The organism is Streptomyces sp. NPDC001599, from assembly GCF_042893535.1.
In the GTDB taxonomy this organism is placed as follows: domain Bacteria; phylum Actinomycetota; class Actinomycetes; order Streptomycetales; family Streptomycetaceae; genus Streptomyces.
The window spans coordinates 249,181-263,612 of record NZ_JBIAVA010000002.1; the positions used below are offsets into that span (position 1 = coordinate 249,181).

General features: G+C 72.5%; 12 protein-coding genes. 3 read left to right on the plus strand and 9 right to left on the minus strand.

The genetic code is table 11. From position 1 onward, the window contains the following. Positions 1-22: 22 nt before the first annotated feature. Genes ACFYZ3_RS05780 through glnA4 form a run of 4 tightly spaced genes read right to left on the minus strand, consistent with a single transcriptional unit; the run spans position 23 to position 4,581 of the window. A complete protein-coding gene (locus ACFYZ3_RS05780; protein ID WP_388514847.1) occupies positions 23-994 on the minus strand; it encodes a DUF2510 domain-containing protein in 972 nt (323 codons plus the stop codon). A gap of 37 nt (positions 995-1,031) precedes the next feature. Then, complete coding sequence (locus ACFYZ3_RS05785) at positions 1,032-1,814, minus strand: 3-oxoacyl-ACP reductase (RefSeq protein ID WP_388514232.1); 783 nt, start codon at positions 1,812-1,814, stop codon at positions 1,032-1,034. Beyond that, on the minus strand, positions 1,811-3,214 hold the full coding sequence (locus ACFYZ3_RS05790; RefSeq protein WP_388514233.1) for an aldehyde dehydrogenase family protein: 1,404 nt from the start codon (positions 3,212-3,214) through the stop codon (positions 1,811-1,813). The genes ACFYZ3_RS05785 and ACFYZ3_RS05790 overlap by 4 nt, the downstream gene beginning before the upstream one ends. A gap of 8 nt (positions 3,215-3,222) precedes the next feature. Then, complete coding sequence (glnA4, locus tag ACFYZ3_RS05795; protein WP_388514234.1) at positions 3,223-4,581, minus strand: gamma-glutamylethanolamide synthetase GlnA4; 1,359 nt, start codon at positions 4,579-4,581, stop codon at positions 3,223-3,225. Between the two features lie 116 nt (positions 4,582-4,697). Between glnA4 and ACFYZ3_RS05800 the strand changes: the two genes are divergently transcribed. Together ACFYZ3_RS05800 and ACFYZ3_RS05805 are read left to right on the plus strand one after the other, a co-directional pair. Beyond that, positions 4,698-5,408, plus strand: coding sequence for a FadR/GntR family transcriptional regulator (locus ACFYZ3_RS05800; protein WP_388514235.1), 711 nt, complete (start codon positions 4,698-4,700; stop codon positions 5,406-5,408). A gap of 107 nt (positions 5,409-5,515) precedes the next feature. After that, positions 5,516-6,244: a gamma-glutamyl-gamma-aminobutyrate hydrolase family protein gene (locus ACFYZ3_RS05805; RefSeq protein WP_388514236.1), complete on the plus strand. Its 729-nt coding sequence runs from the start codon at positions 5,516-5,518 to the stop codon at positions 6,242-6,244. A gap of 419 nt (positions 6,245-6,663) precedes the next feature. Here the strand turns inward: ACFYZ3_RS05805 and ACFYZ3_RS05810 are convergent, their stop codons facing one another. After that, the gene (locus ACFYZ3_RS05810; protein ID WP_388514237.1) at positions 6,664-7,665 is read right to left on the minus strand and encodes a LysR family transcriptional regulator; all 1,002 of its coding nucleotides are present in this window, start codon (positions 7,663-7,665) and stop codon (positions 6,664-6,666) included. A 70-nt stretch (positions 7,666-7,735) separates the two neighbouring features. Between ACFYZ3_RS05810 and ACFYZ3_RS05815 the strand changes: the two genes are divergently transcribed. Continuing rightward, positions 7,736-8,902: a TDT family transporter gene (locus ACFYZ3_RS05815; protein ID WP_388514239.1), complete on the plus strand. Its 1,167-nt coding sequence runs from the start codon at positions 7,736-7,738 to the stop codon at positions 8,900-8,902. Here ACFYZ3_RS05815 and ACFYZ3_RS05820 read toward each other — a convergent pair. The 4 genes from ACFYZ3_RS05820 to ACFYZ3_RS05835 all read right to left on the minus strand — a co-directional run bounded on the left by ACFYZ3_RS05820 (position 8,829) and on the right by ACFYZ3_RS05835 (position 14,244). After that, a complete protein-coding gene (locus ACFYZ3_RS05820) occupies positions 8,829-9,548 on the minus strand; it encodes a helical backbone metal receptor (protein ID WP_388514848.1) in 720 nt (239 codons plus the stop codon). The genes ACFYZ3_RS05815 and ACFYZ3_RS05820 overlap by 74 nt on opposite strands. A gap of 10 nt (positions 9,549-9,558) precedes the next feature. Continuing rightward, entirely contained in the window at positions 9,559-10,128 is a 570-nt protein-coding gene (locus tag ACFYZ3_RS05825; RefSeq protein ID WP_003977207.1) for a helix-turn-helix domain-containing protein, read from the minus strand. 371 nt (positions 10,129-10,499) lie between these two features. Beyond that, positions 10,500-13,118, minus strand: coding sequence for an ABC transporter permease/substrate binding protein (locus ACFYZ3_RS05830; RefSeq protein ID WP_388514240.1), 2,619 nt, complete (start codon positions 13,116-13,118; stop codon positions 10,500-10,502). Next, positions 13,111-14,244: a glycine betaine/L-proline ABC transporter ATP-binding protein gene (locus ACFYZ3_RS05835; protein WP_388514241.1), complete on the minus strand. Its 1,134-nt coding sequence runs from the start codon at positions 14,242-14,244 to the stop codon at positions 13,111-13,113. The genes ACFYZ3_RS05830 and ACFYZ3_RS05835 overlap by 8 nt, the downstream gene beginning before the upstream one ends. Positions 14,245-14,432 lie beyond the last annotated feature (188 nt).

Here is a 14,432-nt window from a genome sequence, read left to right on the forward strand (position 1 = left end):
CCCCGCCGGGTCGGTGTCGGTGTCAGTCCGTCGGGCCGATGCCGCTGCCCACGCCGCCGCCGGTGTCGGCGTCGCCGATGGGCCGGATGCCCTTGGTAAGGGTGTCCATGTCGGCCAGGGGCGGTCCGTCCCCACCCGCGTCGAAGACGTAGCGGACGAGGATCGGGGACTCGGTGCCGACGGTGGACGGGAACACCATCGACTGCACGTAGCCGCCTGGTCCCTCGGCCGTCTTCACCCGCCAGCGCACGTAGTACCCGGCGCGTCCGGCGACGGCGACGGGACCGGACGCCACCTCCTCGTGGGACTCGATGCCGCCGAAGGGCTTGTTGCCGATCAGGTCGCGGTCGTAGGCGTCGTCGGCCGCGTCCTCGATGTCCTGCTGGGCGAGGACCTTCGGGGAGGACTCGGCGTTCGCCGTGACGGTGCGCGAGAAGACGAGGCCGTGCCGGCACACGCTGCCGTCGGCGGGGCAGTCGTAGGTGCCGTCGGTGGTCATCATGACGTCGTCCTCGGCGACGTACTTGGGCCGGACCCAGCCGTCCGGCAGCGGGAAGGTGATGCCGTTGAGCTGGTCCTCGACCAGGGCCGGGTCGTCGGCGGCGGGTTCGGAGGCCGTGGGTGAGGGGGACGGCGGGTCGCTGACCCGTGCGGGGTCCGTGGCGGTCGCCGTGACCGGCGGGGTCCGCGTCCGCGGGCTGCCGTCGTCGTCCTCTCCCAGCACGAACACGCCGGTGACGATCGCCGCGACCAGCACGGCCGCGGCGGCGGTGACGGCGACGGCCTTGCCGCGTCCGCCGCTGCCTCTGCCCGGTCCGGGATCCGGCGATGGGCCCGGGCCCGGCACCGGCACCGGCACCGGAGCCTGGCCCACCGCCGGTCCGTACCCGACGGGTTCGGGAGCCCGGCGGTGCTCGGTCCAGGCCGTGCCGTCCCACCAGCGTTCCTGGTGCGGGGCCGACGGGTCTCGGTACCAGCCGGGCGGCGGCGTCATGCTCATCCCGGCACTGTAGGACGCCGCGCGCGGTGATCTACAGCGGTGTGACGTACGCCCCGGAGATCCCGCCGTCCACCAGGAAGTCGGTGGCGTTGACGAAGGAGGAGTCGTCGCTGGCCAGGAAGGCGACGGCGGCGGCGATCTCCTCGGCCTCGGCGAACCGCCCCACCGGGATGTGCACGAGGCGGCGCGCGGCCCGCTCCGGGTCCTTGGCGAACAGCTCCTGGAGGAGCGGGGTGTTGACCGGTCCCGGGCACAGCGCGTTGACGCGGATGCCCTCCCGCGCGAACTGCACGCCCAGTTCCCGGGACATGGCGAGGACGCCGCCCTTGGACGCGGTGTACGAGATCTGCGAGGTGGCCGCGCCCATCCGGGCCACGAAGGAGGCGGTGTTGATGATCGACCCCCGGCCCTGGCGCCGCATGTAGGGGATGGCGGCCTTGCAGCACAGGTAGACGGAGGTGAGGTTGACCTCCTGGACGCGTTTCCACGCCTCCAGGCCGGTCTCCAGGATGGAGTCGTCGTCGGGCGGCGAGATACCGGCGTTGTTGAAGGCGACGTCGACGCTGCCGTAGGTGTCGTGGGCCGCCGCGAACAGCGCCTCGACCTGCTCCGGGTCGGTGACGTCGGCCTTGACGAAGATCCCGCCGGTCTCCTCGGCCGCGGCCTTGCCCCGGGTCTCGTCCACGTCGCCGCAGACGACGTGGGCGCCCTCGGAGGCCAGCCTGCGGGTGGTGGCGAGTCCGATGCCGCTGCCCGCCCCGGTGACGACTGCGGTACGGCCGACGAGCCTGCGGCAGACGATGTCTTCGCTCACTGTGCGGAGCCCTCCGTGCTCGATGGGGTGCTGCTGATGAAGACGTTCTTGGTCTCGGTGAACGCGGTCAGCGCGTCCGGGCCCAGTTCGCGGCCGATGCCGGACTGCTTGAACCCGCCGAACGGTGTCCAGTAGCGGACGCTGGCGTGGGAGTTGACGGACAGGTTCCCGGCGCGCACCGCGCCCGACACGCGCAGGGCACGGCCGACGTCCCGGGTCCACAGCGAGCCGGCCAGGCCGTAGTCGGTGGCGTTGGCCAGGCGGACCGCGTCGGCCTCGTCCTCGAAGGGCAGGACGACGGCGACGGGCCCGAAGACCTCCTCGACGGCCACGCGCGCGTGTGCGTCGACGCCGGTGAGGACGGTCGGCGGGAACCAGAAGCCGGGGCCGCCCTCGGGGGCCTTGCCGCGGATGCCGGCGGCGTCGGCGGGGACGTGGGAGCGGACGCGCTCCAGCTGGGCGCGGGAGATCAGCGGGCCCATCTCGGTGCTCTCGTCGGCCGGGTCGCCGACCCGGACGGCCTCGATCGCGGGGGCGAGGAGGGCGAGGAACCGGTCGTACACGGACCGCTGGACGAGGATGCGGGTGCGGGCGCAGCAGTCCTGGCCGGCGTTGTCCAGGAAGGACATGGGCGTGGCGGCAGCGGCGGCCTCGACGTCCGCGTCGGCGAAGACGATGTTGGGGCTCTTGCCGCCGAGTTCGAGGGTGACGGGTTTGAGCAGTGCCGCTCCCTTGGCGGCCACTTGTCGGCCCACGGCCGTGGACCCGGTGAAGACGATCTTGGCGACGCCCGGGTGCTCGACGAGCGCGTCGCCCGCGACCGGCCCGTGCCCGGGCAGCACCTGGAACAGGCCCTCGGGAAGGCCCGCCGCCAGGGCGAGTTCGGCCAGGCGCAGCGCGGTGAGCGGGGTCGTCTCGGCGGGCTTGAGGAGGACGGCGTTGCCCGCCGCGAGCGCCGGCGCGGTGGCCCAGGCCGCGATCGGCATCGGGAAGTTCCAGGGGGCGATGACCCCGACGACGCCGAGCGGTTCGAGGAGCGTGACGTCCAGGCCGCCGGCCACCGGGATCTGGCGTCCGGTGAGCCGTTCCACTCCCCCGGCGGCGTAGTCGAGCAGGTCGCGGACGTTGCCGGCCTCCCAGCGGGCGTTGCCGAGCAGGTGCCCCGCCTCGCGTACCTCCAGGCGGGCCAGCTCCTCCAGGTGCTCGTCGACGGTGGCGGCGAAGCGGCGCAGCAGCCGGGCCCGGTCGCCCGGGGCGAGGGCGGCCCAGACGGTCTGCGCCCGCGCGGCGCGTGCGACGGCGGCGTCCACGTCGGCCGCGGAGGCGGCGGGGACGGTGGCGACGACCTCTTCGGTGGCGGGATTCAGTACCCGTAGCTCGTCGGGGAGTTTCTCGGACAACCCGTGCCTCACATGCGTTCGAAGGAGCGGCGCAGTTCCCAGTCGGTGACGGCGGCGTCGTACGCGTCCAGTTCGACGCGGGCCATGTTGCGGTAGTGGGCGACGACCTCGTCCCCGAAGGCGGCCTTGGCGAGGGTGCTGTTCTCCCACAGCTCGGCGGCCTCGCGCAGGGTGGTGGGGACGTGCGCGAAGTCGGCGGTGTACGCGTTGCCGGGGCAGGGTTCGGGCAGCTCCAGCCGCTGCTCGACGCCGTGCAGCCCGGCCGCGACCAGACCGGCCACCGCGAGGTAGGGGTTGACGTCGCCGCCGGGGAGCCGGTTCTCGAAGCGGAGTGAGCGGCCGTGGCCGACGACGCGCAGGGCGCAGGTGCGGTTGTCGTGGCCCCAGGCGACGGCGGTGGGGGCGAAGGAACCGGGCTGGAAGCGCTTGTAGGAGTTGATGTGCGGGGCGTAGAGGAGGGAGAACTCGCGCAGCGCCACCAGCTGTCCGGCGAGGAAGTGCCGCATGACGTCGGACATGCCCGCCCCGTCGGCCATGGCGTTGCGGCCGTCGGCGTCGGCGAGCGAGAGGTGGATGTGGCAGGAGTTGCCCTCGCGCTCGTTGTACTTGGCCATGAAGGTGAGGGACATGCCCTCCTGGGCGGCGATCTCCTTGGCGCCGGTCTTGTAGACCGCGTGCTGGTCGCACGTGACCAGGGCCTCGTCGTAGCGGAAGGCGATCTCGTGCTGGCCGGGGTTGCACTCGCCCTTGGCGGACTCGACGGTGAGGCCCGCGCCGGCCATCTCGTTGCGGATGCGGCGCAGCAGGGGTTCGACGCGACCGGTGCCGAGGACGGAGTAGTCGACGTTGTACTGGTTGGCCGGGGTCAGGCCGCGGTAGTTCGCGTCCCAGGCGTGTTCGTAGGTGTCCCGGAAGACGATGAACTCCAGCTCGGTGCCGACCTGGGCGGTGTATCCGTGTTCCGCGAGCCGTTCCAGTTGGCGGCGCAGGATCTGGCGGGGCGCGGCGAGCACCGGGGAGCCGTCCTCCCAGGCGAGGTCCGCGACGGCCATCGCGGTGCCCTCGTTCCAGGGGAGGCGGCGCAGGGTGGCGGGGTCGGTGCGCATGGCGAAGTCGCCGTAGCCGCGGTCCCAGGAGGACATGGCGTAGCCGTCGACGGTGTTCATGTCGGCGTCGACGGCGAGGAGGTAGTTGCAGCCCTCGGTGCCGTGTTCCAGGACCTCGTCGAGGAAGAACCGCGCGGCGAACCGCTTGCCCTGGAGGCGGCCCTGCATGTCGGGGAAGGCGAGGACGACGGTGTCGATGTCACCGGCGGCGACGAGGGCGTGCAGTTCCTCGACCCCGAGCGGGGGTGTGCGGTCTGCCACGGGGAGAGCCTCCTTCTGGCCGGGAGCCATAAGGTATTGCCGGGAACCTTTGGTTGGGAAGGGGGCGCGGCCGCGTGCGGGAGGAATCCGCCGGCAGGGCCGGGAGTTCCGGGAGCGTGACGGACCGGCTGGCGCCGGTGCTGCGACCGGTGCGTGCCGGGAACGGCTTCGAGGAGGCGTTGGAGCAGATCCTCCAGGTCGTCAGGCTGGGCCTGGTGGCGGAGGGCGAGCGGCTGCCGGCCGAGCGGGAGCTGTCGGAGCGGCTGGGGATCAGCCGGGTGACGCTGCGCGAGGTGCTGCGGGTACTCCAGGAACAGGGTCTGGTCGAGGCGCGGCGCGGCCGCTACGGCGGAACGTTCGTGCTGCCCCGCGCGGACGCGGGCGGCGAGGACGAGCTGCGGCGCCGGGTGGCCGGGGTCGACATCGAGGACGTACTGCGCTTCCGGGAGGTGCTGGAGGCGGGCGCGGCCGGGCTGTGCGCGGCGCACCGGCTGACGGAGGCGGGGGCGGCGCGGTTGCGCGCGGCGCTGGCCGGTACGCGGGAGGCGCCGCTGGCGCAGTACCGGCGGCTGGACACGATGCTGCACCTCACCCTGGCGGAGCTGTGCGGGTCACCGGCGCTGGCGGCGCAGTACGCGGCGGTCCGCGCCACCCTGAACGACCTGCTGGACTGCATCCCGCTGCTGGTGCGCAACCTGGAGCACTCTCAGCGCCAGCACGCCGCGCTGGTGGAGGCGGTGCTCGACGGGGACGCGGACGGGGCGCGGGAGATCGCCCGGGAGCACTGCGCGGGCACGGCGGCGCTGTTGCGCGGGTTTCTGGCGTGAGCGTCTTGCCGTGACCACGCGCTCCGGCAAAGGTGTGGGAACGGTCCATTGCCCGATCCATCCCAACCCATCACCACCCCATGACCAACCCATCGTCTGGAGGACGGATGGCCGACCGCCCGCTGATCGGTGTCAGCACGTATCTGGAGTCCGGGGCACGCTGGGGCGTGTGGGAACTGGAGGCGGCGCTGTTGCCGGCCGGATATCCGCGGCTGGTGCAGCGGGCGGGCGGGCTGGCCGCGATGCTCCCGCCGGACGCGCCGGAGCACGCCGCCGCGACCGTCGCCCGCGTCGACGGGCTGGTGATCGCGGGCGGCCCGGACGTGGAGCCGGTGCGTTACGGCGCCGAGCCCGACCCGCGCACCGGCCCGCCGGCCCGGGCCCGGGACACCTGGGAGCTGGCGCTCATCGAGGCGGCCCTGGTCGCGCGCGTCCCGCTGCTGGGCGTCTGCCGGGGCATGCAGCTGCTCAACGTCGCCCTGGGCGGCAGCCTCGTCCAGCACATCGAGGGGCACGCCGAGGTGGTGGGCGTCTTCGGCGGCCACCCGGTCCGCCCGGTGCCGGGCACGCTGTACGCCGGTGCCGTGCCGGAGGAGACGTTCGTGCCGACGTACCACCACCAGGCGGTGGACCGGCTCGGCACCGGCCTGGTCGCCTCGGCCCACGCGGCGGACGGCACCGTGGAGGCCCTGGAACTGCCCTCCGGCCCCGGCTGGGTCCTGGGCGTGCAGTGGCACCCGGAGATGGGCGAGGACGTACGGGTGATGCGGGCCCTGGTGGACGCGGCCCGTTCGGGCCGACCGGTGCCGGAGGACCGGCCCGGCCCTGGCCGGTGACGACGTCGCCGAAGCCCGACCGCCGCCCGGGCGGGATGTGCCGAGCACGCCGCACGCCGCACGGCCCGCGGGCCCCGAGGTCCCCCCACACCGACCCAGGGCCGATCCCGGCCTGGCCCCGCCACCCTCACCGCCACCGCCGCCGCCCACACCCGGGTCGCCAACGCCCCTCGACGAACCCGACCAGCGGCACAGGGACCGACGGACCGGACGGCATCGCAGCCCGCCGGACAGGACGGCCCCCACACCCCCCGGGCGGCCCCTGACCGGCCCCGTCGGCGCAGGCACGCCCAGGTCGCGCGAGGGACGTGACCGGCGGCGCGGGGACGACCGGCCCCGCGGCTCGCAGCCCGCGGGACGGGACGGGCCGGTCGCCCGTGCGTTTGCGCGGCGGGCCCCGATCGGCTGTGACGGCGCTGCTACGCCCTGGTCAGGGACAGCAGCCGGCGGGCCGGGCCGGTGGGGCGGTGGCCGGTGGGCCATACCGCTCGCAGGTCGCGGGCCAGGACGACGTCCGCCACGGGGACGCTCACCAGGCGCCGGGTGGTCAGTTCCTCGCCCACGGCGAGTTCGCTGAGGACGGACGGACCCGCGCCGCCCACCGCGGCCGCCTTCACCGCCGTGGTCGAGGACAGTTCGATCAGGGGACGGGCCAGGCCGCCCAGCGCCGCGTCCAGGACCTGCCGGGTGCCCGAGCCCTTCTCCCGCAGGATCAGCGGGGTGGCCGCCAGTTCGGCAGCCTCCAGCGGGCGCCTGCGACGGGCCCAGGGGTGCCCCGGAGCGGTCACGACGATGAGCCGGTCGTGGCCGATGACCGCGGAGTCCAGGCCGGTGGGCACGCTCACCCCCTCCACGAAGCCGAGGTCGGCCTCGTCGGCCAGCAGGCGCTCCGCCACCGCCGTCGAGTTGCCCGCGAGCAGTGACACCGCGGTGTCCGGCAGCTGGGTGCGCAGCGCGACCAGCCAGCCCGGCAGCAGGTACTCGGCGATCGTCATGCTCGCCGCGACCCGCAGCCGCGAGTCCCGCCGGTCGCGCAGCGCCTGCGCGCCCGCGTCGAACGCCTCGGCGGCCTCCACGATCCGCCGCGCCCAGTCCGTGACCAGCGCCCCCGCGTCGGTGAGCCGGGAGCCGCGCGGTGAGCGGTCCACCAGGGCGACGCCGAGCTGCCGTTCCATCGAGCGGATGCGGCTGCTGGCGGCCGGCTGGGTGATGCCCAGCTCGCGCGCCGCCCCGCCGAGGCTGCCCAGGCGCGCCACCGCCAGCAGCAGCTCCATCGCCCCGAGATCCGGTACCCGGTGTGCCAGCGTGCCCGCGACATGCCGTGCCCTCGTGTCGTGCCCGCCCTCGGTGCCACGACTCGTGCCACCGCCCGTGCCACCGACCGTGCCACCGTTCGTACCGCTGCCCGTGCCGCTGCCCATAACTCCAGCTTATGCCCTCATAGAGACAGGGTCCCTGGTCAGGGGCTGCGCCCGCAGCGACCGTGGAGCCATGGTCACCGCAGCCCAGCCCCGCTCCCCCTCCTCCGCCGCCCGCCAGGCCGTCCGGCGGGTCCCGGCCGTCCGGCATCTCGGCCCCAACTGGTACGCGTGCGTCATGGGCACCGCCATCGTCGGCACGGCCGGAGCCGCACTCCCGGGGCACGTGCCCGGCCTGCGCGCCGCGTGCACCGGGGTCTGGGCCCTGTCCCTCGTCCTGCTGGCGGTCCTGCTGACCGCCAGGTCCCTGCACTGGCTCCACCACCGGGACCAGGCCCGCGCCCACCTGCTCGACCCGGCCGCGGCTCCGTTCTACGGCTGCCTGTCGATGGCCCTGCTGGCGGTCGGCGGCGGCGCCCTGGCCCTCGGCCGGGACTGGATCGGCACCCCGGCCGCGGTCGCCCTGGACACCGTGCTGTTCACCGCCGGTACGGTGATCGGGCTGGCGGCGGCGGTCGCCGTGCCGTACCTGATGGCCGTGCGCCACCGCATCGAGCCGGGTCAGGCCAGCCCGGTCTGGCTGCTGCCGCTCGTCGCGCCGATGGTGTCCGCGGCCGTCGGACCACTGCTGGTGCCGCACCTCCCGGCGGGGCAGCCGCGCGAGACGCTGCTGCTCGCCTGTGTGGCCATGTTCGGCGTGAGTCTGTTCGCGACGCTGCTGACGCTGCCCGTGGTCTTCGGCAGGCTGCTCACCGGCGGGCCGCTGCCGCTCGCGCTCACGCCGTCGCTGTTCCTGGTCCTCGGCCCGCTCGGGCAGTCGACGACCGCCGTCGGGAAGTTCGCGGACGTGGCGCCGGGGGTCGTGCCGGCGCCGTACGCCGAGGGCTTCTCGGTCTTCGCCGTGCTGTACGGGGTGCCCGTGACGGGCTTCGCCCTGATGTGGCTGGCCCTCGCCGCCGCGCACGTCGTCCGGGCCCGCCGGGCCGGCATGCGCTTCTCGATGACCTGGTGGTCCTTCACCTTCCCGGTGGGCACCTGTGTCACCGGCGCCGAGGCGCTGGCCCGCGAGACGGGTCTGGTCGCCTACGACGGCCTCACCGTCGCCCTGTACGCCCTGCTCGTGGCCGCCTGGGCGGTGGCCGCCGTGCACACCGCGCGGGGCCTGCTCAGCGGCGTACTGCTCGCAGGGCCGCGGCCAGCACCCGGGGCGCCTCGGCCAGTGACGGCCCGTACCACGTGAGGTGCCGTCCGTCGACGAGTGCACAGGGCAGGCCGGGGAAGGCCTCCGGACCGTCGTCGGCGGTGAAGCGGTACGGCTCGTCCGGCAGGACCACGACGTCCGGGCGGGCCGCCCGCAGTTCGTCCACCGGGACCTTCGGGTAGCGCTCGGCGTGCGCGGCGTACAGGTGGTCGACGCCGAGGCGGGCCAGGACGTCGCCCGCGAAGGTGTCGCGGCCCAGCACCATCCAGGGCCTGCGCCAGATGGGCACGACGGCCGTGGCGCGCCGCTCGGGCACCGGCGGGTCGGCCCAGGCGGCCCGCGCCTCGTCCAGCCAGCGGGGCCGGGAGGGCGCGCCGCAGGCGGTCAGTACCCGGTCCAGCTCGGTGACGGCCTGCGGGACGGTGCGCACCTCGGTCACCAGCACCTCGACGCCCGCCGCACGCAGGACGTCCAGGTCGGCGGCGCGGTTCTCCTCCTCGTTGGCCACGACCAGGTCGGGGGCGAGGGAGAGGATGCGGTCGGTCTTCGGGTTCTTGGTGCCGCCGACGCGGACGACGCCGAGACCGGCCGGGTGGGTGCACCAGTCCGTCGCGCCGACCAGCGCGCCCGGCACCGTACGGGCCACCGCCTCGGTCAGCGACGGCACCAGCGAGACCACCCTCACCGGCACGCCCTCACCGGCGGGGACCTTCCCGGACCGCCTCGATGTGCTCGGCGACGGCGACGACGATCAGCCGGGTGTCCGGCACGGTGGCCCGCCAGCGGTGCCGGACCCCGCCGGTGAGGTACAGCGTGTCGCCGCGCCCGAGCCGGTAGGCCCGGCCCTCGGCCTCGATCTCGACGGCGCCCTCGGCGACGAACATCAACTGGTCGTTGCGGTACTGCAGTTCCCGCCCGGCGTCGTGGTCGCCGGTGAACTCGGAGGCGTGCATCTGGTGGTGTCCGCGCACCAGGGAGCGCACCCTGGGTGCCAGCTCGGGGTCGGGCTCCTCGGCGCGGACCACGTCGACGCTGCACGCGGGGTCGGCCGCGGCGAGCAGTTCCACGGCGGTGGTGCGCAGGGCGTCGGCCACCTTCTCCAGGGAGGTCTGGCTGGGCCGCGCCCGGTCGTTCTCGATCTGGCTCAGGAAGGGCACCGACAGGCCGCTGCGCTCGGACACCACGGCGAGGGTGAGTTCGAGGTCCCGGCGCCGCCGCCGTACGGCCGCGCCCACCCGGAGGTGCTGATCTTTGTGGTCGCCCATCGCTCCGGCTCCCTCCTTCACCCGTCGTCCTGATGAGTTCTCTGCACCCTACGCATGTTCGGCAAACCGTTTCATGCGGCCGTCACATCGATGTCACGGTGTGGTGGCCGCGACCTCACGTTTCCCGCCACGGGTGGGACCGTCCGCGCGCCGTGGCGCACGCCCTACCCGTTCAAGGCGTGGACGGCCTTCCGTGTTCCCGCCAGCCGCTCGCACCCCGGCGGGGTCACGCTCGGGCCGGGACGTGGCGCTCCGTGGTTGGCCGAATCCCTACCGTGTCCGGGCCGGGAACGACCCGAGGGGTGGGCCCGGGCGCCTTGGGACGACGCCACCGGGCCCACCCCTCGGGGTGACCGCCATGGAGTACCGCGCTACTGCGGGGTCATCCGGCCCACCACGTCCGGGTGCTCCTTCAGCCAGGCGGCGACGGCTTCCTCCTCCTTGCCCTGACCGCGGTCCTTGATCTCGGCCTCCAGGCTGCCCAGCTCGTCCTCGCTCATCTTGAAGTTTTTGATCCACTCAGTGAGCTGCGGGTACTGCTCGGGGAACTTCTTGCTGGAGATGGTCCGGATCGTGTTGCCCTCGCCGAAGGCCTTCTTCGGGTCCTTCAGCTTGGTCAGCTCGTAGTCGCTGTAGGCCCAGTGCGGCGACCACAGGGTGACCGCGACCGGCTCCTTCTTGGCGAGGGCGCGCTTGAGCTCGGCCAGCATGGCGGGCGTGGAGCCGTCGACGACCTCGTACTCGTCCTCGAGGCCGTAACCGGGCAGGACATCGTTCTTCAGCAGCTGCATCTCACCGGTGCCGGGCTCGATGCCGATGATCTTCCCGTCGAAGAGGTCGCTCTTGCCCTTGAGGTCGGCGAGGGACTTGACGTCCTTCACGTACGAGGGGACGGCGATCTCCAGGGAGGTCGGTTCGTACCAGGTGCCCAGGTCGACGAGGTTGTCCTTGTGCTTGTTCCAGTAGTTGCTCTGGGCGTAGGGCAGCCAGGCGTCGAAGTTGAGGTCGATGCCGCCGGAGGCCAGGCCGGTGTAGACCGGGCCGACGTCCATCTGCTTCAGGTTCATCTTGTAGCCGCGGCGCTCGAGGACGTTCTTCCACAGGTAGGTGACGGCGACGTCCTCCTCCCAGGGGAACCAGGCCACGTCGAGCGGCTGCTTGGCCTCGGCGGGAGTGGCGCCGGTGCCGCCCTCGACCGGGGCGAGCTTGTCGACGACGCCCGGGTTGGCCTTGAGCCAGGTGCGGACGGCCTGCTGCTGCTGTCCCTTGCCGGCCTTGTTGATCTCGGCCTCGAGGCTGGTGAGCTGCTTCTCCGTCATGGAGAAGTCCTTCAGCCACTTGGCCACGACCGGGTTGTCGTCCGAGAAGCCCTTGCGGGACAGCGAGTGCACGCCGTCACCCTTGCCCCAGGCGCCCTTGGGGTCCTTGAGCTTCTTCAGCTTGTAGTCGTTGTAGGCCCAGTGCGGGGACCACAGCGTGGTGACGATCGGTTCCTGCTTGCTGTAGGCCCGCTTCAGCTCGGCCAGCATCGCCGGCGTGGAGCTGTCGACGACCTTGTACTCCTTGTCGAGGCCGTACTCCTTGAGCACCTTGGTCTTGAGCAGGTTCATCTCACCGGCGCTGGGCTCGATGCCGGTGATCTTCCCGCCGAAGAGGTCGGCCTTGCCCTTGAGGTCCTCGAGGGAGTTGATGTCCTTCATGTACGCCGGGACGGTCAGCTCCAGCGACGTCTCGTCGTACCAGGAACCGAGGTCCTCGAGCTGCTTGCCGTACTTCTTCCAGTACTGCTCGTGGGTCGTCGGCAGCCAGGAGTCGGTCTGGAAGTCGATATTGCCCTGGGCGAGGGCGGTGTAGAGCGGGCCGGCCTCGAACTGCTTGGCCTCGACCTCGAAGCCGCGCTGTTCCAGGATCTCCTTCCACAGGAACGTGGAGGCGACGCCCTCGTCCCAGGGGATGTAACCGATGGAGACCTTCTTGCCGTCGCCGACGTTCTTGCCGCCGCCGGCCGTGTCGGCGTCGTCGGAGCTGCCGCCGAACATGCCCATGCCGCCGGCCACCAGGGCGAGGATCACGATGCCGATCACGGCGACCTGCGGCTGCGGACGGTAGGACCAGATCTTCAGGCCCTCGGCGGCGCGCGCCTTGGCGGCGGCACGGCGGCCCAGCGGGGAGACGTGCGTGCCCAGCGCGCTGGTCATGCGGTCCAGGTAGATCGCGAGGATCACGATGGCGAGACCGGCCTCGGCGCCGAGGCCGACGTTGAGCTGGCCGATGGACTCCATGACGTCGCCGCCGAGGCCGCCGGTGCCGACCATGCCGGCGATCGCGGCCATGGACAGGCCGAGCATGATGACCTGGTTGACGCCCGCCATCACCGTGGGCAGCGCCAGCGGGAGCTGGACGCGCAGCAGGGTGTTGCCGGGCGTGGTGCCGAACGCCTCGGCCGCCTCGACCAGCTCCTTGTCGACCTGGCGGATGCCCAGCTCGGTCATGCGGACGCCGGGGGCGAGGGCGAAGATCAGGGTGGCCACGATGCCCGGGGCGGAGCCGGTCCCGAAGAACAGGATCGCCGGGATCAGGTAGATCATCGCGGGCAGCGTCTGCATGAAGTCCAGGACCGGCCGCACGAACGCGCTCACCCGGTCCGAGCGGGCCGCCCAGATGCCCACCGGCACCGCCACGACCAGGGCGATGATCGTGGCGACCAGCAGGAGCGCCAGGGTGACCATCGCGTTCTCCCACAGTTCGAGGGAGTCGATGAAGGCGAACCCGGCGAAGGAGAGGATGCCCGCGAAGGTGCCGCGCAGCCAGAAGGCGATCACGGCGAAGATACCGGCGAGCAGCAGCGGCTCGGGGGCCTGGAGGACGGCGTTGATGCCGTCGTAGGCGCCGGTGAAGATGTCCTTGAGGAAGGTGAAGAGCCAGGAGACGTTGTCGAGCAGCCAGTCGACGCTGCTGTTGACCCAGTCGCCGAGGGGGATCCTAGGCACGGCTGATCACCTTCTTGCCGCCCTTGTCCCGCGGGCTGTCGCACACACCGGGGACCACGTCCTCGTCGTCGCCGAGGAAGCCGATCAACCGCTGGGCCGGGACGACGCCGACCAGCCGTCGGTCACCGTCAACCACCGCCACCGCGTGGGGCACTCGGGCGCTGATCGCGCACAGCTCCGAGAACGGCGTTTCGGGCGTCGCGGTCTCGCAGTCGCAGTCGGCCTCGTCGCCGCGCACGTCGGTCTCCATGACGGCGGCGGCGGTCAGGACGCGGGAGCGGTCGACGTCCTTGGTGAAGGAGGCGACGTAGTCGTTGGCGGGACGTATCAGGATGTCCTGCGCGGTGCCTATCTGCACGATCCGGCCGTCCCGCATGACGGCGATGCGGTCGCCCAGGCGCATGGCCTCGTTGAGGTCGTGGGTGATGAAGACGATGGTCTTCTTCAGGGTCTTCTGGAGGTCGAGCAGCTGGTCCTGCATGTCGCGGCGGATCAGCGGGTCGAGGGCGCTGAAGGACTCGTCCATCAGCAGCAGGTCGGCGTCCGTGGCGAGCGCGCGGGCCAGGCCGACGCGCTGCTGCATGCCGCCGGACAGCTCGTCGGGCCAGGACTTCTCCCAGCCGGCCAGGCCGCACAGGGCGAGCGCCTCGTCGGCGCGGCGCTCGCGCTCGGCGCGGGGCACGCCCTGCACTTCAAGGCCGTAGGCAGCGTTGTCACGGACGCTGCGGTGGGGGAAGAGCGCGAAGTGCTGGAAGACCATGCTGATCTTCATGGAACGGACCACGCGCAGCTCGCGGTCGCTGAGTTCGGTGAGGTTCTGGCCCCCGAAGCGGACGTGCCCGGCGGTCGGCTCCGACAGACCGTTGAGCATGCGCAGCAGCGTGGACTTGCCTGATCCGGACAGCCCCATGACGACGAAGATCTCGCCGGGCTCCACGGTGAAGGACGCGTCGATGACGGCGGCGGTGGTGCCGTCGGCGCGCAGTTCCTCCCGCACGTCGACCTGGTCCTCCCGGACGTCGCCCTGGTCCTTGCGGACGTCCCCCTGGCGCAGTCGTTCGACTGCCTGGTCCGGTTTCCTGCCGAAGACCTTGTACAGGTTCTCGGCCTCTAGTCTGGCTGACACGCTTACCTCTTGGGTCGGGGGCAGGGACAGGGCCCAAAGCTCCCCTAACAGTTGAATGCATCAACCAGCTTCGGCCCGGCTGCGCGCCTGCCCCGATGCTTATGCGCCAAACATTTAAGTGAGCCAGTTCACACGCCCTCCCCTGCCCGCGCACCCGACCTGCGGCATGATTGCGAGGCGTGACCGGA